Source organism: Vibrio sp. J502 (assembly GCF_025397955.1).
In the GTDB taxonomy this organism is placed as follows: domain Bacteria; phylum Pseudomonadota; class Gammaproteobacteria; order Enterobacterales; family Vibrionaceae; genus Vibrio; species Vibrio anguillarum.
Genome location: NZ_CP104554.1, coordinates 775,292 through 800,633, shown reverse-complemented (window position 1 = coordinate 800,633; position 25,342 = coordinate 775,292). Strand labels below are relative to the sequence as shown.

Genomic DNA, 25,342 nt, shown 5'->3' with positions numbered 1-25,342 from the left:
ACTCACGCCTTAGTCCCTATCTCAATTACGTTGATCATCAACCTCGACACCTTGCGGGATCTGGAACGTGAAACGCGCTTTAGCGGCCGGTGTTAGTTGTACATCGCTAAACGTAAACAGACTCTTCTGCCCATCTTGTTCAATCACGTTAAAACCTTTCACGATCCCTTTCTCATCAATCGCTATCTGAAACTGCCCTTGGTTTGAATCTACCGCGGTTGGCGTTAGGGTGAAATCATCACCGTTTTGTGCAACCTTGTAGTGATCCCAATCACTGGCGCGATTACGAGTCAGCAACACAAAAGGAGTTTGTTCCGTCGCTTGTTCTTGATTATAAATACTCACTTGTTCGATAAATGGGCTGTAATACCACAAGGTTTTACCATCAGACACCAGTAAGTTTTCATCAGGAGCGGTCGTTTGCCAACGGAAAAGGCTTGGCCGAACAATATCAACTTTCCCCTGACCTTCCATCACAATATCACCTTCAGGGCTGATCACTTGCTGGGCAAAGGTAGCGCTAAAACCAGCGTTCAGCGCGAGGCGTTGGCTCAACTCCTCTTTTGGCGCAGCCAAAACAGCGACAGAAAAACTACACAGCAACAGGGCTAACACTCTTTTCATGATTACCACACTCCAGTTGGATAACAATTTTCTTGTCTATAGGGTTTATTGATAAGGGCCTTCTCATAAGAAGCGTTCGCTTATCATAACAACTTATGTATCAGAATAACTCGTTTATAAGGGCTTATTTGCTTGGGTTTGTCAGCGTTTTGTTGAGATTAAACCTCAGGCGGCGTACTTTACTGGCCACAGCACTGTTTGAATTTTTTGCCACTGGCGCACGGACAAGGATCATTGCGTCCAATCTCTTTAAATGGGTTAACCCGCTGCGTTTTCATGCCGAGCATTAATTCATCAGCCATTAACGCCACTTCGGTGATCATGACATCCAACTGCTCAGCAAAATCACTCAAACTGGGTGGTGCTGCAAAACCCGCTTCGCTCATCTGCTGCCGTGTTTGTGTTTCATCGATGGCTAACATGAAGGTGGTCAACAAAGCTTGCAGCATGCGCAGGCTGCCATCACCAATTTGAGTCTCTAACCATTGCGGTTCAACGACTGGCCAGACGCTCATAAACCCTTCAGCAAAATCAGCCCACTGAGTCGCATTATCTAGCAAGGCTAACGCCGAATATTCGCTACGTTTGAGCAAGTTATATTGCAGATTAATTTGCGCCATCACCGCTGGTTCAAGTGCTTTGACTTGCTCCCCCACTAAAGGTTCTAACCAAGTTGTGGGTTCTAACGGCTTAGTGGCGAAATTGGATGCCAAAATAGCCCCTTCAAAAAAATGAGCGGATTGAGGAGCTGATTGAGGAAGAGAGAGCAATGAGTAGGTCATGAAAATCTGTACAGTTAAAATGGTTGACCAAGGATTATATACCAACTCTTGCATTTAGTGACTTTTGATTCGGTAACCACTACAATCTCGCCTCGAATTTTTAAGGCGAAATGATGATGCGTGTAATTTTGGGCCCAATGGAGGGTGTGCTAGACCACTTGATGCGTGAACTGCTCACCCAGATGAATGATTACGATCTGTGCGTGACTGAATTTGTGCGTGTCGTTGACCAATTATTGCCTGACCACGTTTTTTATCGCCTTTGTCCTGAACTGAAAACAGGCTCAAAAACGCAAGCTGGTGTTCCCGTGCACGTTCAACTGCTCGGCCAAGAGCCACATTGGATGGCAGAAAATGCCGCACGAGTTGCTGAATTAGGCGCGCACGGCATTGATTTGAATTTTGGTTGCCCAGCGAAAACGGTCAACAAACACAAAGGCGGTGCGGCGCTGTTACAACATCCGGAATTGATTTATCAAGTGGTAAAATCATGCCGAGATGCGGTACCGAAAGCGATCCCTGTTTCGGCTAAAATCCGCTTAGGTTGGGAAGACCCTAACGACTGCTTTGAAATTGTCGATGCGATTGAACAAGCTGGAGCAAACGAGCTCACAGTTCATGCCCGAACAAAAGCGGGCGGTTATCGCGCCAGTGAAATTAAGTGGGATTACATTAATCAGATACGCCAGAAGACGTCTCTGCCTCTGATCGCTAATGGCGAAATTTGGAACTATGACGATGGTCAAGCCTGTATTAAAGCGACGGGCGTAGAGTCATTGATGGTTTGTCGAGGCGCATTCAACGTTCCCAATTTAGGCAATGTGGTCAAACATAACCATAAAGTGATGCCTTGGCATGATGTGGTTGATCTGCTCCTGCGCTATTCGCAATTTGAAATTAGAGGCGATAAAGGCTTTTACTATCCCAATCGAGTCAAGCAATGGTTTACCTACTTGCGTCAAGAATATCCTCAAGCTAACGAGCTATTTCGCGAAATCAGGACCTTCACCAAATCAGAACCTATCGTGGAGCACATTCAGCGTTACCGTGATCGGTTACAAAACACCTTGTGATGCGTTTTCTTCAGGCTTTCTCAACCTCACGCCGAGAAAGCCTGTTGCTGCTTAGTCAACCACTGTGTTAACTAACCCTCTGTGATGACGAAATAAAACCATTAACTGAGTAGAAGGCTATCATCTGCCAGCTCTTCGCCTCGAACTTTCGAAAACATTTCCAGTAGATCAGGCACTTTCATATTGGCACGCTGCTCACCAGACACATCAAGAACAATTTCACCTTGATGCAGCATTACAGTGCGATCACCACACGCTAAAGCATCTTTCATCGAGTGCGTTACCATCATCACCGTCAAGTTAAATTCTTTGACGATTGTTTTGGTCAAATCAATGATAAAGGCCGCCATTCTAGGATCCAGAGCCGCAGTGTGCTCATCAAGCAGTAACAATTTACTGTCAGATAAGGTTGCCATCACTAAGCTAACCGCTTGACGCTGCCCACCAGACAGTAAGCCGATGTTATCGCCTAAACGATCTTCTAATCCCAAACCAAGGATAGCGATTCGCTCTTGAAACAACTTGCGACGTGATGAAGAAAGTGACAGCCCCCACCCTCGGCGCTTGCCGCGCATGTAGGCTAAAGCCATATTCTCTTCAATGGTTAAATCGCCACATGTACCGGCAAGTGGGTCTTGGAATACGCGAGCGCATAAACGTGCACGCTGATCCACGCTCTGGCGCGTGACATCGACTTCATCGATGAGTACTTTGCCTGCCATCATGGGCGTTTCGCCCGTTACAGCGCCTAATAAGGTCGATTTCCCTGCACCATTTGAGCCAATCACAGTTAAAAATTGATGTTCAGGTACTTCGAGGTGAACACCTCTTAACGCTCTATTTTCTAAAATTGTGCCAGGGTTAAACGTGACTTGAATATCTTCTAAACGAATCATAATGTTTCTCCTGACGCTTTATCCTGCTTAGCAACAACCGACTTCTGAGCAGGAGAATTACCCTTTTTTGCTTTGAAGTTCCTTTTCATTTTTGGCGCAATCAGTGCAATGGCCACCAGCACAGCAGTAACTAAGTTGAGATCAGATGCCTGCAAACCGAACATGCCCGAGCTCAAAGCAAAGGCGACCGCTAAACGGTACAGCACTGAACCGACGATGACCGCCAGCACTGCAACCCAGATCCGGCGCCCAGGGATCAACGTCTGCCCCAAGATCACAGCGGCAAGGCCAACGACAATCGTCCCTACGCCCGAAGTTACATCAGCAAAACTGTTGGTTTGCGCAAACAGTGCCCCAGCAAAACCGACAAAACCATTCGATAACGCAAGAGCAAAATAGGTATAAAACGAGGTGCTTCCGCCTTGTGCTCTCACCATGCGGGCATTAACACCCGTAGCACGCAGTCCAAGTCCAAAGTCACTGTTTAATAATCGCACCACAAACCAGGCCGACATCAAGACCAATACACCCACAACCAGCGGGCGAATGTAAACCGAGTCACCCATGGCTTCAAAGGGCGTAAGAATGGTCTCCTCCCCAAGCAGAGCAATATTGGGGCGTCCCATAATACGAATATTGATGGAGAAGGCGGCAATCATGGTGAGAATCGACGCCAATAGATGCAAAATACCGCAGCGAACCGCAAGAAATGCAGTCACCCAACCGGTAAAGGCACCCGCAAGTATTGCCATTCCTGTAGCGACCCAAGGGTTAATACCTGCCACAATCGCCGTTGCGGCCACCGCAGCGCCCATCGGGAAGCTGCCGTCAACGCTTAAATCGGGGAAATCAAGGACACGGAAAGTGAGGTAAACACCCAATGCCACTAATCCGTACAGCAGCCCTATCTCTAGAGCGCCAAAAAAAGCAAAAGCAGACATAACAACTCCTTTCTCTGCTTAAACAGAGCTAAAGCCTTCGCTCTAGCTCTGAATGGTCTTTATTTTACGCTCGTAGCACGATCAAGTACTGACTGAGGAATCGTTACGCCCAGTTTTTCCGCTGCGGTTTTGTTGATCATTAAATCAGACCCTTTGGCCACTTTAACATCCAGTTTACCCGGTGCTTGGCCTTCCAAGATAGCGACAACATAGTCCGCGGTTTGTACGCCAATTTGGTAATAATCAAAGCCAAGGCTAGCAATCGCTCCGCGTTCAACATAAGAGGTTGCTGCGCCAAATACTGGGGTCTTAGCTTGGTTTGCCGAAACAATCATCCCTTCAATCGCACTGGCGACGGTATTATCAATCAAGGCATAGATAATGTCTGATTTTGAGGCAATCGCCTGTGTCGCAGTTTGTACGTCTGCGCTTTTTAAGGCTGTCGCTTCAATAAGTTTAATGCCATGTTTTTGAGTGCTCGATTTAAGCAGTTCCATCAAGCTCACTGCATTAGCCTCACCGGGGTTATACACTACACCGATAGATTTCACGTTTGGCATGATCTCTTTGATCAGCTCAACGTGCTGTTCAACTGGCGATAGATCAGAAAGCCCGGTCACGTTTTTACCCGGTTGCTCAAGTTTTTTCACCAATTTAGCACCGACAGGATCGGTCACCGCCGTGAACACGACAGGAATAGTTTTGGTTGCAGAGACGAGCGCTTGCGCCGTGGGGGTTGCGATGCCGACTAACACATCAGGATTTTCCCCGACAAATTGGCGCGCAATTTGAACAGCAATGGCTGGGTTGCCTTGCGCGGTTTTAAAATCAAAATCTAGATTTTTGCCTTGTTCATAACCTTTTGCTTTTAAACCATCAAGTAAACCTTGTCTGGTTGCGTCTAAAGCTGGGTGCTCAACAATTTGCGATACGGCGACTTTCGCTGTTTTGGCCATGATGCTTGTGGAAGAGAGTAATACTGCTCCTGCAAAAACGGCGGTAACAATGGCTTTGCCTGCTTTCATCTTAACTCCTTGATTTAAGCATTATACCCTTCCTACTTAAAGCGGTAGCAGTGCTAGCAAATGCGCTCATCCCGTTAAACACAGTTAACCTGTGCCACATTAGGATTCATCCCATTGCAGATTGCTTACAACTTCATATTGTTTGGGTATACATGTTGGATGTTGTGTTTTTAATATTTTTATGTACGCGCACTGAGCGTCGCTGACAACATTATTACCAGTAACTCAGGCTAAAGGGAAGTGAGGTTTAACAGTAAAGTAACAAAAAGAGAGATAAGAATAAGGCGAAAGTTGAATAACAAAGAGGAGTTCACTGCGGAAGTCCTCTTTGCCTTTTATTCACATGCTACCTGGGTGGCTAGAACCAGCGTTCTAACGCGGCGTCATCTAACTGACGGAATGCTCGGTTGAGGATAGCAGCCAGCTCTTTGTATCTCGGTTTCGCTTTGATTGGCTCTAAAGCAAAACCAGTATCGACAATCTTCTGGTACAGCTCTCGGTACCACCCAGCAAGCGAAGGTGGAAGTTGGGTATTGGCGCGGTTTCCCAGCCACCACATACCTTGTAGCGGTAAGCTTATGGCAAAAAGTGCTACTACCACTGCTTGGGGCATCGCCTGTGTATTTTCAAAAACCATCTGTGTCAGTACACTGATTGCGGCGATAGCTGGCATAGCCTTAACGCCAAAACGCGTGGCTTTAATGATCCGTTGCTCAGGAAAAATGAGGCCTAGCTCTTTGCGCACAGGCCAAACATCCATATATTTCTGACCATCTTTCAGGCTGTGAACGATTCCAACTTTGTTATTCATAGCGCGCCCTCACTCTCGATGCTGCCCATTCAACTAAAAAATAGTTTAATGATTCAACTAATCTAGTAAAAAATTGATAGAAGTTAATATTATTTCAATTTTTTTTTGTTATATTGGCCCATTATCGCTATTCTTTGCGAGCCCTCAATCTCATTGTTGCCGTTATTTACAATTTAGGCAACTCCGAGATGAAATCTGCAAGGAATGCATCGACGACTTTACGTTAAAAGCCCCGTCTCATTATACGGAAATTCAAGTTTTATTGACCAAGATTAGTAGCGCTCCACAACGGTTCTACTATTCTTGTGAATGATTTTTATCCTAACCGATTATTACAGGTAGTCACACATGTCTAAGCTAGTTTTAGTTTTAAACTGCGGTAGTTCTTCTCTTAAATTTGCTGTTGTCGATGCAGAAACAGGTGCTGAGCACCTATCAGGTCTTGCTGAATGTCTTCACCTTCCTGAAGCACGTATCAAGTGGAAACTTGACGGTAAACACGAAGCGCAACTAGGCGAAGGTGCAGCGCACGAAGAAGCACTCGCGTTTATGGTTGAAACTATTCTTGCTTCTAAGCCTGAGCTTAAAGCTAACCTTGGCGCTATCGGTCACCGTATCGTACACGGTGGTGAGCAGTTCACTCAATCTGCACTTATCTCTGATGATGTACTGAAAGGTATTCAAGACGCTGCAACCTTTGCACCGCTTCATAACCCAGCACACATCATCGGTATCGAAGCCGCTAAGAAAAACTTCCCTGAGCTTCAAAACGTAGCTGTGTTTGATACTGCGTTCCATCAAACTATGCCTGAAGAGTCTTTCCTATACGCTCTTCCGTACAATCTATACAAAGAGCATGGTATCCGTCGTTATGGCATGCATGGTACTTCACACTTATTCATCACTCGTGAAGTTGCAGGCCTACTCAACAAGCCAGTTGAAGAAGTTAACATCATCAACTGTCACCTAGGCAATGGTGCTTCTGTTTGTGCGATCAAAAACGGTCAATCAGTTGATACTTCAATGGGTCTAACGCCGCTTGAAGGTTTAGTGATGGGCACACGTTGTGGTGACATCGACCCTGCAATCATCTTCCACCTGCACGATGCACTGGGTTACTCTGTTGATCAAATCAACACTATGCTAACCAAAGAGTCTGGCCTACAAGGCTTAACTCAAGTGACTTCGGATTGCCGTTTTGTTGAAGATAACTACGGTGAGAAAGAAGAAGCGACTCGTGCAATGGACGTGTTCTGCCACCGCCTAGCAAAATACGTGGCTGGCTACACAGCAAGCCTTGACGGTCGCCTAGACGCTATCGTCTTCACTGGTGGTATCGGTGAGAACTCAGGCCCTATCCGTGAAATGGTACTAAACCGTTTGGCTATCTTCGGTATCGAAGTCGACAGCGCAGCAAACCTAAAAGCACGTTTTGGCGGCGAAGGTGTGATCACAACGGCAAACAGCCGTATTCCAGCTATGGTTATCTCGACCAATGAAGAGCTAGTGATTGCTGAAGATACTGCTCGTCTGGCAGGTCTTTAATTGACTTTCTGGCTAACTCTCTGAGTTAGCCAGTTTTTTACCGGGGCTCAACCCTTAGTTTCTAGCGATTTAGGTCAGCAGGCTTATTTCCGAAGAAGGTCATGTTGGGCTTTGTTCCTTTTTCAATCTAGTTTCGGTTAGATTGATTTCAATAGTTTGAGGTACTCTACTCATGTCCCGTACTATTATGCTTATCCCTATCAGCGCTGGTGTTGGTCTTACCAGCGTGAGCATGGGTGTCCTTCGCGCCATGGAGCGTAAAGGTGTTAGCGTTTCTTTTTATAAGCCTATTGCACAACCTCGCTCGGGTGGCGATCAACCTGATCTCACTTCAACGATTATCGGTCGCAACAGCGACATCAGCATTGCAGAACCGATGATGATGTCAGCGGCAGAAACGTTGATCGGTAGCGAAAAGATGGATGTGTTGCTTGAAACCGTCGTTGAGCGTTACAACCACATCAATAAAGATTCTGAAGTAACGCTGATTGAAGGCCTTGTGCCAACACGCAAACACCCATTCGCGAACCAAGTGAACGCAGAAATTGCCAAAACACTGGGCGCAGAAATTGTGTTTGTCGTGACACCGGGAACGGACAACCCAACTCAGTTGAAAGAGCGTATTGAAGTTGCGTGCTCAAACTTTGGTGGAACAAAAAATAAAAACATTTCAGGTGTTATTATCAACAAGCTTAATGCCCCTGTTGATGAAGCAGGCCGTACTCGCCCTGACTTATCAGAAATTTTTGATGATGCAGATAGCGCGAAACAAGCCAATTTAGAAGTGATGCAGATCTTCAACACTAGCCCAATTCGTGTGTTAGGTTGCGTGCCTTGGAGTATCGATCTTATCGCGACTCGTGCTATTGATATGGCCAAACACCTGAAAGCTGAAATCATTAATGAAGGTGAAATTAAGTCTCGCCGTATTAAGAGCATCACTTTCTGTGCGCGTTCTTTGCCACACATGATTGAGCACTTTAAGCCAGGGTCACTTTTAGTAACATCGGCCGATCGTCCTGACGTGATTGTTGCCGCCTCTCTGGCCGCAATGAATGGCGTTGAAATTGGTGCGGTACTGCTGACTGGCGGTTACGACATGCCACAAGAGATTGTGAACCTATGTAAACCAGCCTTTGAAAGCGGCTTGCCTATTTTTAAAGCGCAAGGTAACACTTGGCAAACGTCACTCAACCTACAAAGCTTTAGCCTAGAAGTTCCAGCTGACGATAAAGAACGTATCGAGTTCATCAGCGATCATGTTGCTAGCCACATCGATGGCCCTTGGATTAATTCGCTCACTGAGGGCACGCAAGGTATTCGTCGCCTTAGCCCGCCAGCATTCCGTTACCAGTTAACTGAGTATGCTCGTCGTGCAGGTAAACGTATTGTGCTTCCTGAAGGGGATGAACCACGCACAGTGAAAGCGGCATCTATTTGTGCTGAGCGCGGTATTGCGACTTGTGTTCTGCTTGGTAACCCTGATGAAATCCGCCGCGTTGCTGCGCAGCAAGGTGTTGAGTTAGGTGCTGGCGTTGAAATTATCGATGCTGACTCAGTGCGCGAAAACTACGTTGCTCGCTTGGTTGAACTGCGTGGTTCAAAAGGTATGACGGAAGTTGTGGCTCGTGAAAAACTGCAAGATTCAGTATTCCTTGGCACAATGATGCTTGAAGCGGATGAAGTTGACGGTTTGGTTTCTGGTGCGGTTCATACCACAGCCAACACCATTGTTCCTCCATTCCAAATCATTAAGACCGCGCCAAATGCCTCAATTGTATCCTCTATCTTCTTCATGCTATTGCCTGATCAAGTGTTGGTATACGGCGACTGCGCCATCAACCCAGATCCAAATGCTGAACAGCTTGCTGAAATTGCGATTCAATCGGCCGATTCTGCGGCAGCATTCGGCATTGACCCGCGCGTGGCGATGATCTCCTACTCGACGGGTGAATCAGGTAAAGGTGCTGATGTAGATAAAGTGCGTGAAGCGACGCGCATTGCTCAAGAGAAACGTCCAGATCTTATTATCGACGGTCCTTTGCAATACGATGCTGCAATCATGGAAAACGTGGCGGCTTCTAAAGCACCAAACTCTCCAGTCGCTGGTAAAGCAACGGTATTTGTCTTCCCTGACCTAAACACAGGTAATACAACTTACAAAGCGGTACAACGCTCAGCAGACCTTGTTTCTATCGGTCCAATGCTGCAAGGCATGCGTAAACCAGTAAACGATTTGTCTCGCGGTGCGTTGGTTGACGATATTGTTTACACAATCGCGTTAACGGCGATTCAAGCAAGCCAAGAAACAAAATAAAATTCTTAGCCTAACTTGCTGATTAAAAGGCTCTTATGTATCACATAAGAGCCTTTTTTATAGCACACTTCCACCCTCGTTATAACCCAATAAAGCCGCGCTCATGGGGCGTATCAAGATCAAGATCCGGCCCCTTAGGTACCACTTGCGTTGGGTTAATGCCGATATGGCTGAAATAATAGTGGCGTTTGATGTGGTAAAAATCGGTCGTTTGTTTGATACCGTCGATTTGGTAAAGCTCTTTTAAGTAACCGCTTAAGTTCTCATAATCGGCGATCCGCTGTTTATTGCATTTAAAATGACCGACGTAAACAGCATCAAAACGGATAAGTGTAGTGAATAAACGCCAATCCGCCTCGGTGATCTGGTTACCGACCAAGTAGCGATACGTCGCTAAATGATTGTTGACCTTATCTAATGCCGTAAAGAGTGCATCATAAGCATCGTCATAGGCCTCTTGCGTGGTCGCAAACCCACATCGATAGACGCCATTATTAATATTGGGGTAGATATACGCATTCCATTCATCGATAGCTTTGCTGAGTGCTTGCGGATAGTAGTCTTGCTGGTTACCCGTTAACTCATTAAATGCACTGTTAAACATGCGAATAATCTCAGAAGATTCATTGCTAACAATAGTATTGGTCTTCTTATCCCACAGCACAGGTACAGTTACTCGCCCTGAATAATCTACCTTTGCTTTGGTGTAGATTTGGTGGAGTTTGGTATAGCCGAACAGAGGTTCAGGAATACCAAAAGACCAGCCTTCACTTAGCATGTCAGGACAAACGACCGTAACATCAATGTGTTCGGTGAGTGATTTGAGTTGGCGAAAAATCAATGTACGGTGAGCCCAAGGGCATGCCAAAGAGACATACAAATGATAACGGCCCGATTCTGGTTGAAATCGTGCATCTGGCTGGCTGTCGACCCAGTGTCTGAATCCTGCATCTTCGCGTACAAAATGCCCAGCGCTGCTTTTGGTGTCATACCAAACATCGTGCCAGACGCCTTCAACTAATTTTCCCATGATCTCCACTCCTCATTCCGATGACTTTTTTATTATAAGTAGGATAGAAAATGGTAAAACCGGAGGAAGTTGTCCTTGTTATTCAGAAATTTTGAACAGTGCGATTTACCCCGCTAAGCGCACAGATAAAAAAAGCGCGACCCAGAAATGCGCCGCGCTTAAGCCTGTCACAGGCTAAATTTAGAGTTCGACATGCAAACAAGACACAGCATGTTCATCACTACCTTTAATCTGCGGTTTTTGCTGTGCGCAAATTTCCGTCGCTTGAGGACAGCGGGTACGGAAAACACATCCAGAAGGCGGGTTGATTGGCGAGGGTAAATCCCCTTCTAGCATCTGAATTTTCTTAGCACGCTCCAGTTTTGGATCTGGAATTGGCACAGCCGACATCAAAGCTTTGGTGTAAGGGTGTGATGGATTTGCAAACAACGCCTCCGAGGTGCCAAGCTCGACCGCATTGCCTAAATACATCACGAGTACACGATCAGAGATATGTTTCACTACCGATAAATCATGGGCAATAAAAACCAAACTTAAACCAAGCTCATTTTGCAGCTCTTTGAGCAGGTTAACCACTTGCGCTTGGATTGAAACATCCAAAGCAGAAACTGGCTCATCACAGATGATCATTTTCGGTTTTAAAATGAGCGCACGGGCAATACCAATACGTTGACACTGACCACCAGAGAATTCATGGGGATAGCGGTTAATGACGTTCGGCAATAAACCGACTTTTGTCATCATCTCTTTTACACGATCCTTTACTTCTTGCTTCGAAAGTTCTGGATAAAAGGTTTGAAGTGGCTCTGCAATAATATCGCCAACCGACATTCTTGGGTTCAATGACGCCAGTGGGTCTTGGAAAATCATCTGAATTTGCTTACGGGTTTTGCGACGCTCAACCTCATGCATTTTCGTCAAATCATTTCCTAGCCACACCACTTCACCCTCGGTGGCTTCGACTAAACCAATGATCGCTCGCGCAAAAGTAGACTTTCCGCAACCTGATTCGCCTACTACGCCGAGAGTTTCACCCTCATATAGGCGCACATTAACGCCATCTACGGCTTTTAGGTTGGATGGTTTAGACCACGGCCACGCGGATTTAGAGGCAATATTGAAGTGAACTTTGAGGTTCTTTACATCCAGTAATAATGGTTTTTGTTCGCTCATTTAACCCAAGCCTCCCAATCAGAAAAACAGGCACGTTGGCGACCATCGGCAAATGGCAATAAAATAGGTGCTTCACGTTTACAGCGTTCTGTCACTCGGTGGCAGCGCTCTTGATAAGGGCAACCCGGTGGCAATCGTAGCAAGTTAGGTGGGTTTCCAGGAATTGTTGGTAATATTTCACCTTCCGTATCCAAACGAGGAATGGCTTTTAATAAACCTTCAGCGTAAGGGTGACTCGGGTTGTAGAAAATCTCATCCACAGAGCCATATTCCATCGTACGCCCTGCATACATTACCAATACTTTGTCACATGAACCCGCAACCACACCCAGATCATGGGTGATCATGATAATAGCGGTATTGAATTCGCTTTTGAGTTCATTCAACAAATCCATAATTTGGGCTTGCACCGTTACGTCCAATGCGGTGGTGGGTTCATCGGCAATCAGTAACTTAGGCCGGCATAACAACGCCATTGCAATCATAACGCGTTGACGCATACCACCAGAAAACTCATGCGGATACATGGTAATTCGCTTACGCGCTTCGGGGATTTTAACCGCCTCTAGCATACGTACCGACTCTTCAAACGCAGCCGACTTGCTCATTCCTTTGTGCAGCATCAGCACTTCCATCAACTGCTCGCTGACCTTCATATAAGGATTCAGTGACGTCATTGGATCTTGGAAGATCATCGCAATTTGTTCAGCGCGCACTTTGTTCAAGGCTTTTTCTGGCAAATTGAGGATCTCTTTCCCTTCAAATTTTGCGCTACCCGTGATAATACCGTTTTTGGCAAGTAGACCCATAATAGCGAACACGGTTTGCGATTTACCAGAGCCAGACTCCCCTACGATACCGAGGGTTTCGCCTTGCTCCAGTGAAAAAGTTAAATCGTTGACAGCGGTAACAATACCATCTTGAGTGGTAAATTCGACCCGCAGATCTTTGACATCTAATAAGCTCATTATTGCTTCCTTAATCTTTTAATTATCGGTCTTTAGGATCAAGCGCATCACGCAGACCATCACCGACATAGTTAAAGCAAAACAGGGTGACCACCATGAACGCGGCTGGGAAAGCAAGTTGCCAAATAGCGACTTCCATTGTTTGTGAACCTTCTTGTAGAAGTGCTCCCCAGCTTGTCATCGGCTCTTGAACACCAAGACCAAGGAAAGATAAAAATGACTCTGTCAAAATCATACTTGGGATCAACAGCGTCGAATAGACCGCTACAATACCCAACACGTTTGGCACAATATGACGTGTAATAATTTTCCAGTTGCTGACGCCACACACATGCGCCGCTTCAATAAACTCTTTGCTGCGTAGACTCAAGGTTTGACCACGCACAATTCGCGCCATATCAAGCCATGCAATTGCACCGATAGCGACGAAGATAAGCACGATATTTCGGCCAAAGAAAGTCACCAACACAATCACAAGGAACATGAAAGGAACAGCGTATAGAATCTCCAAAATACGCATCATAATGCGGTCTACTTTACCGCCGATGAAGCCCGACGCCGCACCATAAAGTGTGCCGATCAGAACAGCAACCAACGCGCCCATTACGCCAACCATCAGCGAAATTCGCCCACCCACTAAGGTACGCACATACAAATCACGCCCAAGGCTATCGGTGCCGAACCAATGATCCGCATTGGGCCCAACGTGCATTGAATACCAGTCCGTATTGTCATAGGTATACGGGGCCATCATCGGTAGTACGATCACCGCAAGGGTCATCATCGTCAAAATACACAAACTGACCATTGCCGCTCTGTTACGCATAAAGCGAATTCGCGCATCTTGCCATAAGCTGCGGCCAGCTATTTCTAAGTTTTCAGAAAACTTCTCAACCGCGGCTAGGTTTTCTCTTTTCGTTAACATAACCATACGTCCCTGTTAGTAGCGAATTTTCGGGTCAATGACCGCAAGCAAAATATCAACAATGGCGTTGAAAAGAATAAATAGGAAACCAATTAAAATGGTTACACCCATCACCAATGAGTAATCGCGGTTAAATGCAGCGTTAACAAACAGCTTACCGATACCCGGTAGACCGAAAATCGTTTCAATCACCACAGACCCCGTAATAATACCGACAAATGCAGGCCCCATATACGACACAACAGGCAGTAAAGCTGGCTTCAAAGCATGGTTAACAACGATATAGGGATAACTCAACCCTTTCGCGCGTGCCGTGCGAATAAAGTTACTGTTGAGTGTTTCTATCATTGAACCACGGGTGATACGGGCAAAGGTGGCAATATAGAGCATCGACATACCCAGCACTGGCAGTACTAAATATTGGAAACTTCCATCTAACCAACCACCAGCTGGGAATATTTTCCAATGCAAGGAGAAGAGATAAATTAAAGCTGGGGCGAGAACAAACGACGGCATCACCACGCCAATCATTGCCGTCGACATGATGGTGTAGTCAATCCAAGTGTTGTGTTTTAGTGCGGCAATCGTACCAATGGAAACACCCGCGATAACGGTAAAAATAAAAGCGATAAAGCCGACTTTTGCCGAGACAGGCAAGGCAACGGCGATCAATTCATTCACCGTATAATCTTGGTATTTGAATGATGGGCCAAAATCACCTTGCAAAATATTGGTCAAGTAGGTGAAGTATTGCTCAGACACAGGTTTGTCTAAGCCATATTTGGCCTCAATGTTGGCCATCACTTCCGGTGGTAAAGGACGTTCGCTTGAGAATGGGTTACCCGGAGCGAAACGCATGAGAAAGAAAGATACTGTGATCAACACCAACATGGTTGGTATCGCTTCCAATATCCTTTTTGCGATGAATTTAAGCATAAACTCACTCTTTCAGTCTGTGACAATGAAAATTAGAAAGACGCTGCATGTAAATTACTATCTGAAGATAGCTACATGCAGTGTCTAAGTCGTTATATTGTTATCAGCGTAAGGGGCTTACTTTGCTTTGATATAGAGATCTTTTGAGTAGATCTTTTCTTCGGCGTTATCAATCGCAAAACCACCAACTTGGGGATTAAGCAAGCGAGCTCTTACATATTGATAAATTGGAATAATAGGCATGTCTTCCACCAGTTTTTCCTCTGCTTTTACGTATAATGACTCACGTTCTTGCTGAGAGGTTGATGTAAGTGCTTTATTGATTATTTCATCGTATTCTTTACTACCATAATGAGTACCAGCACTGGTATTACTGCTTGTCATTAAGGTCAAAAATGTTGAAGGCTCATTATAATCTCCAGCCCAACCAGCACGAGCTACTTCAAAGTTCCCTTGATCTTTCGTGTCTAGGTAAGTTTTCCATTCCTGATTTTCAAGAACAACATCGACATCTAACGTCTTCTTCCACATAGATGCAGCCGCTACAGCAAGCTTTTTATGGTTTTCAGAAGTGTTATAAAGAAAGGTAAACGCCAAACGATTCGATGAATCGAAACCGGCTTCCTTCAAAAGAGATTGTGCTTCTTTATTACGCTCTTTTTGCGACATTTTTCCGTAGTCAGGTAGCACAGGATTGAAGCCAGCTGTAATCTCGGGAGTCAGAAAATAAGCAGGTTTTTGGCCTTGACCAAGAATAGCATCAGTAATGATATTACGATCAATTGCATAAGATAGAGCCTTGCGGACACGAACATCATCAAATGGCTTCTTCTTAGTATTAAATTGATAATAATAAGTAGAGAGCAACCCAGTAATAGCAACCGATTCAGGGTGCTCCTTCCTCAATCGCTTAAAATGTTCGATCGGAAGCTCTGCTGTGAAATCAATTTCTCCAGCAAGAAAACGGTTCATTTCTGCTACTTGGTTTTCTATAGGTAAATAAGTTACTTTATCTAAAATGGTTTTATTGTTTTCCCAATACTGAGGATTTCGAGTAAGAACTAAACGTTCGTTTACCACCCAAGTATTAACTTTGAATGCACCATTACCAACAAAGTGTTCTGGCTTAGTCCATTGATCACCATATTTTTCGATAGTTGCTTTGTGAACTGGCTTCATAATTGTATGGCCAGCCATCATGACAAAGTAAGGGACAGCTTCATCTAATTGCACTTCTAAGGTGTAATCATTAAGAGCTTTTACTCCTAGAGTACTTTTATCCTTTTTTCCTTCAATAATATCTTTGGCATTAAGCATCTTAGTATATTCCATATACCAAGAATAAGGAGATGCAGTAGCGGGATCAACTGTACGCTGTAAGCTATATACGAAGTCATGAGCAGTAACAGGATCACCATTTGACCATTTTGCATTCTTACGTAAATGAAAAATAAAAGTTTTGTTGTCTGCTGTTTCCCAGCTTTCAGCCACACCAGGAATGGTATTCCCTTTTCCATCTTGGTTGACCAAACCTTCTAAAATATCCCTTATAACGTTTGACTCAGGAACACCTTGGGATTTGTGAGGATCGAGTGTGGCGACTTCAGTACCGTTACCACGAACGAGCTCCTGAACTTTGGCCAATTTGGTGCCAGCTGGAACATCAGCCGCGATAGAAAAAGTAGAAGTGGCAGCCACTGCCATACCCGCCCCTAGAAGAAGGGCTTGGGTGATTTTATTTTTATACATGCATAAACTCCAAGTTTTTATTTTTGCATCCATGACTTCCTTGAGAGCTCTCTAGCATCGCTAGAACTTTAGATTTATTTAGCGCAAAAACTAAGCAGAAAAATCTAAAAACTCCTAAGGATAGCGGCACACATTAGCAACCATTGAAGTAATTTGCCATAAAATCGTAGCAAAAAAATGCATAATTCCATGGTTTACCTAATGGAATAGATAAATAGCCCAACAATTAACTCAAACTCAGTGAATTAAAGTTACCAAGCGCTATCTGGTCAGACCATAGTGCTAAATCATCTAGTGTTGAGTACATTTTCAGCACGTTTCACTGGAAAATCAGCCTTTTTTTAACATCTTAGTTACGTTAGATCTAACTTAAAGGGATAATCCTGCCATCTGAAAATAAAATCCGTGAAGAGTGTCACTAAAATCGATTAACAATAAATTAACAACGTGTTGATTGGTAATAATAAATAAACACTTTCACCGAAAAGTGTAATCTAATGCTTACGCAAATCGACATTCAGTTTAAGCGATGCTCAAACTGGCACTAAGATGATCGAGCTCAATGTAACGAATCAGCTCCATGGCCGAACGAATGCCCAATTTACTTTGAATTCTCGCTTTGTAAGTACTGACTGTTTTCTGATTAATATCCAGTTGATTAGCTATCTGCTTATTGGTCAAACCTTGAATCAACAAATTTGCCACACTCAACTCTCTGCTGGATAGTCTTTCATTGAGTCGAAAACTAGGTTGAAAATTAACTGTTCGCCCAACCTCCCCCATTATGCTCTGAATGGTGTCAGTCAATGCAGCTGATTTCACAATGTGGCGCGCATGTGCAAGTTCTGCAGATATTGCTTCATGATATTCATTGAGAAAAATAAGTCTTCCCTTAAAATTCATCGATTCAATATGCTGATGCAACTGCAAACTAGCGTCTTTACTGCAGTAGCTATCCACAACCACTAAATTAAAAGGTAAATCACGCAATCTCTTTACAGCGCAAGCGAGATCACTGGCAACGACCACCTGCGTAACGCGTTTTTCTCTCATCAACATTTTTCTTAGGGCATTAGCGCTAGTCGAATTTTCTCCAACTAATAAGCAATACACACCATCTTCAATACTTTGATGGCTTAACTGCTTGCTGATATTTTTGCTATACAGTTCAGCGAGATCGCCAATCGGCATCGGCATCGCCGAATAATAACCTTGACAAGTATCCACGCCTAAATGACGTAAATATTGCCAAGTATCTTCATCCTCCACACCTTCGACAACACAATGCAAGCCTAAGGATTGCGCTAGCAATAAGCACATGTTGGTGAGTTGCTGGTTTTTATAATTGGTGGAGAGATCACGGACAAAGCTTTGATCTACTTTAAGTTCTGTAAAGGGTAATTTCGAGAGCTGACTTAGAGAGGCGTAGCCTGTGCCAAAATCATCAATGGATAAACCAACACCATGCATTCTTAAACGCGCAAGATTAGCCAGTGATGCTGTCGTACCATTATAGACATGATCTTCCGTCAGCTCGAGCGTGAGTTTATCAGTGGGAAACGCGTATTTGTGACAGAGAGTAAGAATGGGGTCACAGATCAGCTGTTGTAAATTACTCTGGGAGATATTGATTGATAACTGGAGATCGGCTGACAAACTGCCTAAAGCCGATAATGCTTTATCCAAAACAATTAAAAACAGCTTATCCATCAAATTCAGCTCTTCAATAAGAGGCAGAAAATGCGCAGGGCTTAATACACCATGAACTGGGTGATCTAATCGGACAAGTGCCTCGACTCCAACCATGGCACCCGTTTTAAAATCAAACTGAGGTTGATAGTAATTGAATAACCAATCTTCGCTGAATGCTGTTTCTATCTCTTTGTACCCTAATGAGATAGGCGTAATGCTTGCGGCCTGTTGTTCACACTTCACATGAAACGCATGAATCACGGTTTCAAGTTGCTCAATAGAATAGGGTTTTCGCAAAACATCGACAAAATTAAAGCTCGCTAAACAGCACATGTTATAAGTAAGGTCTAACACGGCATCGTCAACAGCACTCAATATAATAATTCCGAGTGAAGGATATTTATCCCCAAGCATCGACAAAAGCGTAACTCCGTCCATTTCCGGCATATGAATATCACAAAAAACCAGCGATATCTCTTTGCGCAAGCATAAAGCCAACGCTTGGTGTCCATTTGCTGCAATATCGACATTATTCAACCCAAGTTGTCTGAGTTTCAGTTTCAAACTCGTGGCTTGAATTCGATCATCTTCGACAATCAAAATGTTCATTCGTCATCTACTCGTTGCTGTTTATCTAACCATTCTTGTGCTTGTGTAATCACGATTTTCATTTCCATTATCAGTCGTTGTTTTGCAGATACAACAGCTTGTGGTTCTAATTCGCGCTCCAAGCTAACCGCAAGACTCGCGAGATAATCCAGTTGAAGCGCCTCGGCAGAGCCTTTAACACGATGAGCTATCATTTTGTAATCAGAATCATGCTTTTCGAGTCTATCGACCTCGGCCGCTAAAGATTCTGCCACAACAGAAGCAATTTCACTTTTTTCACCCGGTAAAAAGCTCTCAAGCCAGCTTTTTGAGTCAGCATTTACTAAAGGATACATAGAAAGATAACCACTCAACATAGTATACAGCGACGCCAACGAGTAGGGTTTATACAACACGTGTTCCATACCAGACTGGTGAGCCTTCTCTGCGATCAACCGTGAGTCTTCTGCCGTACAACCGATAACCACCTTGTATCTCTCTTGCGGAATATAATTTTTAACAAATCTTGCTAAAGCGAAACCATCCATTTTAGGCATATGGCAATCTGTTAGTAGTAAATCAAACTGGCTGTCTTCGCTTTGTAAAAGATGGCATGCCTCTTCTCCATCACCAACGATGGTTGCTTGTACACCAAGTTCATGCAGCTGTTTTTTTAATAACAAACGGTTAATAGCGTCATCATCAACCACCAAAACATGCCCACAAAGTTTCATTTTTTTCGGTTGAACCAGCACTTGCTCACTATCTTTTATCTTATCAATAATAAGGTCAGGATAGAGATGTTTTTTGGTCATTATCGCGTCAAAATCGACCAAGGATACACCATCTTGACTCACCGAAACTTGCCAACACTTCAACCACTCGATAATGCGTTCGTTAGTGCAACGGTAGTTACGTTGACTCAACGGTTCAGATAGCAGCTCACCAAAAATGGGAAGCACTATTGTTACTTGAGTCCCCTCATTCAGCGTACTGGAAACCGTAATATGACCATCCATTAGATTGACTAAATTCGATACTATTGACATACCAAGCCCAGTACCACCATATTGGCGAGTAATGGTTTTATCCGCTTGCATAAATGGCTTAAATAACGAATCCAAGTGCGCTTCATTCATTCCGCACCCCGTATCTTTTACGGCAAAGACTATCTGTTCTTCCGTCAATTCAACGTGGATCGAAACCGTACCTGCCGTAGTGAATTTAACAGCATTGGCTAATACATTGGTAAGAACCTGATTTAAGCGTAACGCATCAAACTTTGCGTAAATAATAGCTGTCGGCACCCAATCAACAACGAACTCAACGCCTTTCAACTTAGCACTCGCTTCAAAGCTTCTAATGGTGGGACATAACTCTTCTAAAATATTATGCTGGCGTATATCTAATTGTAATTGCTGAGCTTCCATTTTTGAAAAATCTAAAATCTCATGGACATGGTGCTTAATTCTCTCGGCAGAACGAATTGCATTCGTCAATAGCAAACGGCTCTCATCGTTTTTAATTCGAGTTGATAAAATCTCCATCAACCCTAGCATGGCCGCAATTGGCGTTCTAAGCTCATGACTCATTACAGCTAAAAAATGATTCCTCGCATCTACGGCTTCTAGTGCCTTATTATTAGAATCACGTAATGCTAATTCTGAGAGCTTGAGTTCTGTGATATCACTGCAAACGGTCAAGTAATGAGTATCCCCACTCTTGGGATGCGCAATCGATTCATGATTAATGACATAATATTTCTCATCAATCTGATAGTGTTTATTCGACAGATCGACAGATCCGATGCCAGTACATATGAGGCAATTCACATCATCACTAATTAGAGAAGCCTTGCTACATTGCTTATATGAACGGTTAGATAACACTACTTTCCCATTCACATCTGAAATAAAGATCATGTTGGGTATTTTATCGAGCAAATCCGTCAGCCATTGCACTTGAACTTCTGAAAGTTTTGAACTGATTTGACTGTATTTTAAGGAACTTTTTAACTTATAAAATATAATTATTCCAAATAATAAAAACAAAAAAATACACATTGCAATCAAAGAATAGATTATAACTTGCTGCTTATCATAACCATAATTCACATTCACTTTCTTATGGAGTGATTTTAGTGCATTAATCTCAGACTCAGTTACCATAGTTAAAGATCGGCTGAGCATTTCAAACAATATCGACTCATCCTTTCGAAAGACCATACCGATATTAATAGAGTAACCTTCATTATCTATTGCTGGAAGTATCAAGAACTTATCACCAAGATATGCCATTTGCTGATTTATAATATCTTGATTCATTAAGGCATGGGTTATCTTACCTGATTTTAAATCTAGAATAACCTTTTTAAGATCTCTATAAACTTTAACTTTTTTATTATCTTCATAGATTTTTAAGTGGCTATATAAGTAACCAGTACGATCTAATATCGCTAATTTTTTCTGTTGAAAAGGCTTTTTAGTGACCACATAACCAAATTGCAAATTAGTGTAAGATGGGGTCGCTATAAAATCACGATTATCGATATCATCGACATTTAATGAAGGCAATAAATCAACTTCATTATCGATAAGCATCTGTCTAATATCTCTGCCATTGGCCGGTACATACTGAAATTTAAGGAAGCTTTTTGACTCAATGAGCTTGAGTAAATCATGGACATATCCTTTCACCTGATTATCACCCTCATCACAATAAGAGAGTGGATATATATCTTCTTCTATGGTGTATCTGACAATTTGATTGCTATTTTCTTGACTTAATAATTTTAGGCTGTCTTTATTATTCAAAAAATAAATATTAGTCGAGTCTATCTTATTAGCTGTATTTCCAGTTGCTTCAGCAAGAATGAGTTTATCAAAAATGTTTTTTAATTCATTATTTTCCATCGGCAAAATGATTCTATTTATTTCGACACCTAATCGACCATCTGCAATAATCTCACCGTCATATCCAGAATTAGGGCTGATATAATGATTGAGTGATATATAGTTGGTTATCGTTGCATCGGCTAAACCTTGCTTCATCATTTCTGCTGATTCTAAGAAACTTTGTGCTAGTAATATGTGTGGGTAATGGCTCTGCTCTAATGTTTCACAATAAGATGAACCTTGTACGCAAACCCATTTCAAATGACTCATATCTTGCTGATTTAATTTTTTGTCCCTTAGCCAAATCACTCGTAGGTTATTATAGAGTGGCAAACTGAATAAAATGTTTTCTTCTCTCTCTTTTGTTTTGCTAAAACCAATAGCAAAATCCACATCACCACCATGCACAGCAGCAACAAGATCAGTTATCGATTGATAGCTACGATATTCAATTTTGACATCAAGCTCTTTTCCTATTCCTACCGCATAATCATGTTGAATACCGATTGTATTCTCAATGCCGCCCCAATAAGGTAGCCAAGGTTCAGACAATACACCCATTACAATGACTTTTTTTGTTTTTAAATAGGTACGTTCCGAATCTGATAAATAATCGGCGGCATAAACAGTATTAAAAAGTAAGTTAATTGCTAAAATTAACAGCAAGTAGATACGTAACAAATTCATTCTCGTGATATTGATTCCAATATCCAACTAGTTTAACGATCCTGCTCGTCATTGCCAAGAATAGGGCATCAGAACAAAATTGATTAAAATACATATTTATCAACACGTTAATGCGGTGTAGGAATAATCTTACAAGAGAATAAACCCATAAAATTAGAATGTGAGATGCATATCCGCACCAAAACATAATTTCGGTGCGGATATTATTAATGAGATGAAGTACGAATAATTTCAGCTAAACTTGATAAGCGTCGTTGATGCTCAGCGACATAAGGATTACTACTATCCCAAGCATATCCTGCAAGAATAGAGCAAATCATCTGCTTTATTCTTGGATTGGGCGTTTGGTAAAAAATCACCTCTTGTAACATGCCGTTGTACCAACCTTCCACATAAGTGCGGAACGTATCCACTCCGACCATTAATGGCTGAGAATACTCTTGCTGCCAATCTACACTTTCGTTTTTTAGTTGGCGTACAACGCAAGACACTGCTAACTGAGCCGATTTCATGGCTATCGTTACACCTGATGAAAACACCGGGTCTAAAAATTCACCAGCATTGCCTAATAACGCATAATTTACCGTGGCCAACTGCTTAACATTTGCAGAATAGCCGCCTAGCTCACCAGCAGGATTAGGGTATTCGGACTTCGAAAGCAGTTCCGCCAGCTCAGGCATTTCATTCACCAATTGCTGGATCGCCGCAATTTTATCACTTGGATAGCCGTCAAAAAACGACGGTTCACCGACAACACCTAATGAACATGTGCCGTTAGAAAAAGGAATGAGCCAGTACCATACGTCAGGATTACGCGGATGGACGGAGATCAGTATCTTGTTTCGGTCGTAGTCTGGTTGTTCAGGGGAGATATGATCAATGATATGGGTAAAGATGGCTTTTCTCGGAGGTAAACACGATGGCTCTTCCAAATCGAGTAACTTAGGCAATACTCGCCCAAAGCCACTGGCATCAAGCACGAAGTCGGCTTCAATTTGATACGTTATACCGTGTTGATCCGTCACCAATAATTGTGATTTATTCTCTTCAAATTCGATATTCGTCAGTTGATGTTGATAACGAATTTCAACCCCTTGCTTAACAGCAGAATCCGCTAATACTTTATCAAATTGACTACGCTGTACCTGAAAAGTGGTTCCCGGCCCATTCGAATATTTGTCGGTAAAATCAAACTGAGCGTATACACCATTTTTTCGAAAGGCAGCACCATTTTTATATTGAAAACCCGCACGCATAACATCAGGTAACATTCCCGCCGCTTCTATCACTTCCATACAAGCAGGTAATAAGCTTTCGCCAATAGAAAAGCGTGGGAAAAGTGCTTTTTCGATAACCAACACGCGTATGTTTTGCGCATGGAGTAATGCCGCGGCAGTCGAACCCGAAGGGCCCGCACCAATGATAACAACTTGAGTTATCTCTTTATTCATGAATTGACTCGCATCGATTTTAATTAAGCTTGGGCTTTTAGCTCTAACAAGGTGTGGCCAAGGCCAATATTGTCGGTCCGTTTGATCACCTGTAATCCTGCTGCTTGAACGATTTCTAAGAAATCTTCGCTGCGATAGAAGCGACTATTACCATTTGCAAGGCAGGTAAAATACAAAGAGGTGGCATTGAGGCTATAAGAAGCCGCATCGTACTTCTGTGAATCCCAGAACAGTTCCAAAATATAAACCGTCGAATATGCAGAAAGATTGGCGCGAACGCGTTTTAAAATACTCAAAATTTCCATTGGCGAAAAACAGTCTAAAAACTGGCTCATCCACCACACGTCCGCATTTTTTGGTAACGGTTGTTCTTTATCGAGCATGTTGGCTGGAAAAGGATGAATACGCTGCGTAAAACCTTGTTGCTGCACGTTAGCCATCGCCATTTCCAACTGTTGTGGCAGATCCACAATCGTCACTTCAACGTCTGAATCATAGTGACAACATTGCAGTGCCCATTTACCCGTATTGCCACCAATATCGACCAAATGTTTCGGTTTTTTACGAAACACTTCTTTCAGCAAAATAGGAAAAGAACGATCGGAATAGAAGTGATCGAATTTGAACCAACTCTCTTTAGCTTGCTGGGGCAAACGCGATAAACCTTGGTAGATGGTATCCCAATCGCCGAGTTCTTTCAGACCAGCAGGCTTGCCTTCGGTGATCGATTCGGTTAAGTGCATCATGGCGGCATAACAAACGTCTGCCGTGAAATCCATATTGGCTTGCGTCATCCCATCATGCAGCAAAAAAATGCCTAGATTAGCCAATGAATAATTCGGTTTATCCCATAAAACAATGTGGGCACTGATGGCCATATCGAGTAATACTTTAACGCCATACTCTGACACGCTCGTTTCTTGAGCAATTTGTTCTGCGTTTAAACCTTTTTCGCCAGCATTATCTAATGCAGCCAGTATGCCTAAGTCACGTAATGTACGCGCCGTATGAAAAACGATGGGGGCAAAAGATAATTTTTGAGCTTCGGTTTTTGCCTCTAAAGCGTTATAAGGATCTATTTTTTGATTTAACACATTAAAACCTAACTTTAATTTGTGAACAATATCCAAACACTTAATCTAAGTTCGAGTCAATTCTTAAAAATCAATATTTAAGTCAAGGATACAAACGTTTATAGTTGCGAAGAATAATCTTGTGCCATAGTATTTAACCCT

General features: G+C 43.2%; 19 protein-coding genes. 3 read left to right on the top strand and 16 right to left on the bottom strand.

The window, feature by feature from the left end; translation table 11 throughout:
- Positions 1-21 precede the first annotated feature (21 nt).
- Both lolA and N5E84_RS03915 read right to left on the bottom strand, forming a co-directional pair.
- Positions 22-624: an outer membrane lipoprotein chaperone LolA gene (gene lolA / locus N5E84_RS03920; protein WP_026027187.1), complete on the bottom strand. Its 603-nt coding sequence runs from the start codon at positions 622-624 to the stop codon at positions 22-24.
- Positions 625-803: 179 nt separating this feature from the next.
- A complete protein-coding gene (locus N5E84_RS03915) occupies positions 804-1,460 on the bottom strand; it encodes a YecA family protein (RefSeq protein ID WP_019282072.1) in 657 nt (218 codons plus the stop codon).
- A gap of 62 nt (positions 1,461-1,522) precedes the next feature.
- Here N5E84_RS03915 and dusC point away from each other — a divergent pair, with 62 nt between their 5' ends.
- Entirely contained in the window at positions 1,523-2,479 is a 957-nt protein-coding gene (dusC, locus tag N5E84_RS03910; protein ID WP_095661344.1) for a tRNA dihydrouridine(16) synthase DusC, read from the top strand.
- A gap of 101 nt (positions 2,480-2,580) precedes the next feature.
- Here the strand turns inward: dusC and N5E84_RS03905 are convergent, their stop codons facing one another.
- The 4 genes from N5E84_RS03905 to yfbV form a co-directional block, all read right to left on the bottom strand.
- Positions 2,581-3,375, bottom strand: a complete 795-nt coding sequence (locus tag N5E84_RS03905; RefSeq protein ID WP_010319725.1) for an ABC transporter ATP-binding protein — start codon at positions 3,373-3,375, stop codon at positions 2,581-2,583.
- Positions 3,372-4,316, bottom strand: coding sequence for an ABC transporter permease (locus N5E84_RS03900; RefSeq protein ID WP_017050406.1), 945 nt, complete (start codon positions 4,314-4,316; stop codon positions 3,372-3,374). Before N5E84_RS03900 ends, N5E84_RS03905 begins: the two co-directional genes overlap by 4 nt.
- Before the next feature lie 59 nt (positions 4,317-4,375).
- On the bottom strand, positions 4,376-5,341 hold the full coding sequence (locus N5E84_RS03895) for an ABC transporter substrate-binding protein (protein WP_013856501.1): 966 nt from the start codon (positions 5,339-5,341) through the stop codon (positions 4,376-4,378).
- A gap of 358 nt (positions 5,342-5,699) precedes the next feature.
- Positions 5,700-6,152 carry a terminus macrodomain insulation protein YfbV gene (gene yfbV / locus N5E84_RS03890; protein ID WP_013856500.1) on the bottom strand — a complete coding sequence of 151 codons (453 nt, stop codon included), beginning with the start codon at positions 6,150-6,152 and terminating at the stop codon, positions 5,700-5,702.
- A gap of 348 nt (positions 6,153-6,500) precedes the next feature.
- On the opposite strand from yfbV, the gene N5E84_RS03885 reads away from it, so the two are divergent.
- Both N5E84_RS03885 and pta read left to right on the top strand, forming a co-directional pair.
- On the top strand, positions 6,501-7,697 hold the full coding sequence (locus N5E84_RS03885) for an acetate kinase (protein ID WP_013856499.1): 1,197 nt from the start codon (positions 6,501-6,503) through the stop codon (positions 7,695-7,697).
- A gap of 172 nt (positions 7,698-7,869) precedes the next feature.
- Positions 7,870-10,014: a phosphate acetyltransferase gene (gene pta, locus N5E84_RS03880; RefSeq protein ID WP_019282075.1), complete on the top strand. Its 2,145-nt coding sequence runs from the start codon at positions 7,870-7,872 to the stop codon at positions 10,012-10,014.
- Positions 10,015-10,093: 79 nt separating this feature from the next.
- Here pta and N5E84_RS03875 read toward each other — a convergent pair whose 3' ends face one another.
- From N5E84_RS03875 to N5E84_RS03830, 10 genes are all read right to left on the bottom strand, one after another.
- Entirely contained in the window at positions 10,094-11,044 is a 951-nt protein-coding gene (locus tag N5E84_RS03875; protein ID WP_029388200.1) for a glutathione S-transferase family protein, read from the bottom strand.
- A 180-nt stretch (positions 11,045-11,224) separates the two neighbouring features.
- Entirely contained in the window at positions 11,225-12,217 is a 993-nt protein-coding gene (gene oppF / locus N5E84_RS03870; protein WP_010319732.1) for a murein tripeptide/oligopeptide ABC transporter ATP binding protein OppF, read from the bottom strand.
- On the bottom strand, positions 12,214-13,185 hold the full coding sequence (locus N5E84_RS03865; protein WP_010319733.1) for an ABC transporter ATP-binding protein: 972 nt from the start codon (positions 13,183-13,185) through the stop codon (positions 12,214-12,216). Before N5E84_RS03865 ends, oppF begins: the two co-directional genes overlap by 4 nt.
- A 22-nt stretch (positions 13,186-13,207) precedes the next feature.
- Entirely contained in the window at positions 13,208-14,110 is a 903-nt protein-coding gene (gene oppC, locus N5E84_RS03860; protein ID WP_026028150.1) for an oligopeptide ABC transporter permease OppC, read from the bottom strand.
- A 15-nt stretch (positions 14,111-14,125) separates the two neighbouring features.
- A complete protein-coding gene (gene oppB, locus N5E84_RS03855; RefSeq protein ID WP_013856495.1) occupies positions 14,126-15,046 on the bottom strand; it encodes an oligopeptide ABC transporter permease OppB in 921 nt (306 codons plus the stop codon).
- A gap of 117 nt (positions 15,047-15,163) precedes the next feature.
- A complete protein-coding gene (locus N5E84_RS03850; protein ID WP_127170311.1) occupies positions 15,164-16,795 on the bottom strand; it encodes an ABC transporter substrate-binding protein in 1,632 nt (543 codons plus the stop codon).
- 522 nt (positions 16,796-17,317) lie between these two features.
- Positions 17,318-19,096 carry an EAL domain-containing protein gene (locus tag N5E84_RS03845; RefSeq protein WP_019282446.1) on the bottom strand — a complete coding sequence of 593 codons (1,779 nt, stop codon included), beginning with the start codon at positions 19,094-19,096 and terminating at the stop codon, positions 17,318-17,320.
- Positions 19,093-22,656, bottom strand: a complete 3,564-nt coding sequence (locus N5E84_RS03840) for an ATP-binding protein (protein ID WP_095661305.1) — start codon at positions 22,654-22,656, stop codon at positions 19,093-19,095. Before N5E84_RS03840 ends, N5E84_RS03845 begins: the two co-directional genes overlap by 4 nt.
- A 206-nt stretch (positions 22,657-22,862) precedes the next feature.
- Positions 22,863-24,107, bottom strand: a complete 1,245-nt coding sequence (locus N5E84_RS03835) for an NAD(P)/FAD-dependent oxidoreductase (protein ID WP_019282447.1) — start codon at positions 24,105-24,107, stop codon at positions 22,863-22,865.
- 23 nt (positions 24,108-24,130) lie between these two features.
- Complete coding sequence (locus tag N5E84_RS03830) at positions 24,131-25,237, bottom strand: class I SAM-dependent methyltransferase (RefSeq protein ID WP_019282448.1); 1,107 nt, start codon at positions 25,235-25,237, stop codon at positions 24,131-24,133.
- Between the last annotated feature and the right edge of the window lie 105 nt (positions 25,238-25,342).

Excerpts from the sequence above, each read along its gene's own strand:
- lolA (WP_026027187.1), bottom strand. The coding sequence starts at position 624 with ATGAAAAGAGTGTTAGCCCTGTTGCTGTGTAGTTTTTCTGTCGCTGTT.
- N5E84_RS03915 (WP_019282072.1), bottom strand. The coding sequence starts at position 1,460 with ATGCAAGAGTTGGTATATAATCCTTGGTCAACCATTTTAACTGTACAG.
- dusC (WP_095661344.1), top strand. The coding sequence starts at position 1,523 with ATGCGTGTAATTTTGGGCCCAATGGAGGGTGTGCTAGACCACTTGATG.
- N5E84_RS03905 (WP_010319725.1), bottom strand. The coding sequence starts at position 3,375 with ATGATTCGTTTAGAAGATATTCAAGTCACGTTTAACCCTGGCACAATT.
- N5E84_RS03900 (WP_017050406.1), bottom strand. The coding sequence starts at position 4,316 with ATGTCTGCTTTTGCTTTTTTTGGCGCTCTAGAGATAGGGCTGCTGTAC.
- N5E84_RS03895 (WP_013856501.1), bottom strand. The coding sequence starts at position 5,341 with ATGAAAGCAGGCAAAGCCATTGTTACCGCCGTTTTTGCAGGAGCAGTA.
- yfbV (WP_013856500.1), bottom strand. The coding sequence starts at position 6,152 with ATGAATAACAAAGTTGGAATCGTTCACAGCCTGAAAGATGGTCAGAAA.
- N5E84_RS03885 (WP_013856499.1), top strand. The coding sequence starts at position 6,501 with ATGTCTAAGCTAGTTTTAGTTTTAAACTGCGGTAGTTCTTCTCTTAAA.
- pta (WP_019282075.1), top strand. The coding sequence starts at position 7,870 with ATGTCCCGTACTATTATGCTTATCCCTATCAGCGCTGGTGTTGGTCTT.
- N5E84_RS03875 (WP_029388200.1), bottom strand. The coding sequence starts at position 11,044 with ATGGGAAAATTAGTTGAAGGCGTCTGGCACGATGTTTGGTATGACACC.
- oppF (WP_010319732.1), bottom strand. The coding sequence starts at position 12,217 with ATGAGCGAACAAAAACCATTATTACTGGATGTAAAGAACCTCAAAGTT.
- N5E84_RS03865 (WP_010319733.1), bottom strand. The coding sequence starts at position 13,185 with ATGAGCTTATTAGATGTCAAAGATCTGCGGGTCGAATTTACCACTCAA.
- oppC (WP_026028150.1), bottom strand. The coding sequence starts at position 14,110 with ATGTTAACGAAAAGAGAAAACCTAGCCGCGGTTGAGAAGTTTTCTGAA.
- oppB (WP_013856495.1), bottom strand. The coding sequence starts at position 15,046 with ATGCTTAAATTCATCGCAAAAAGGATATTGGAAGCGATACCAACCATG.
- N5E84_RS03850 (WP_127170311.1), bottom strand. The coding sequence starts at position 16,795 with ATGTATAAAAATAAAATCACCCAAGCCCTTCTTCTAGGGGCGGGTATG.
- N5E84_RS03845 (WP_019282446.1), bottom strand. The coding sequence starts at position 19,096 with ATGAACATTTTGATTGTCGAAGATGATCGAATTCAAGCCACGAGTTTG.
- N5E84_RS03840 (WP_095661305.1), bottom strand. The coding sequence starts at position 22,656 with ATGAATTTGTTACGTATCTACTTGCTGTTAATTTTAGCAATTAACTTA.
- N5E84_RS03835 (WP_019282447.1), bottom strand. The coding sequence starts at position 24,107 with ATGAATAAAGAGATAACTCAAGTTGTTATCATTGGTGCGGGCCCTTCG.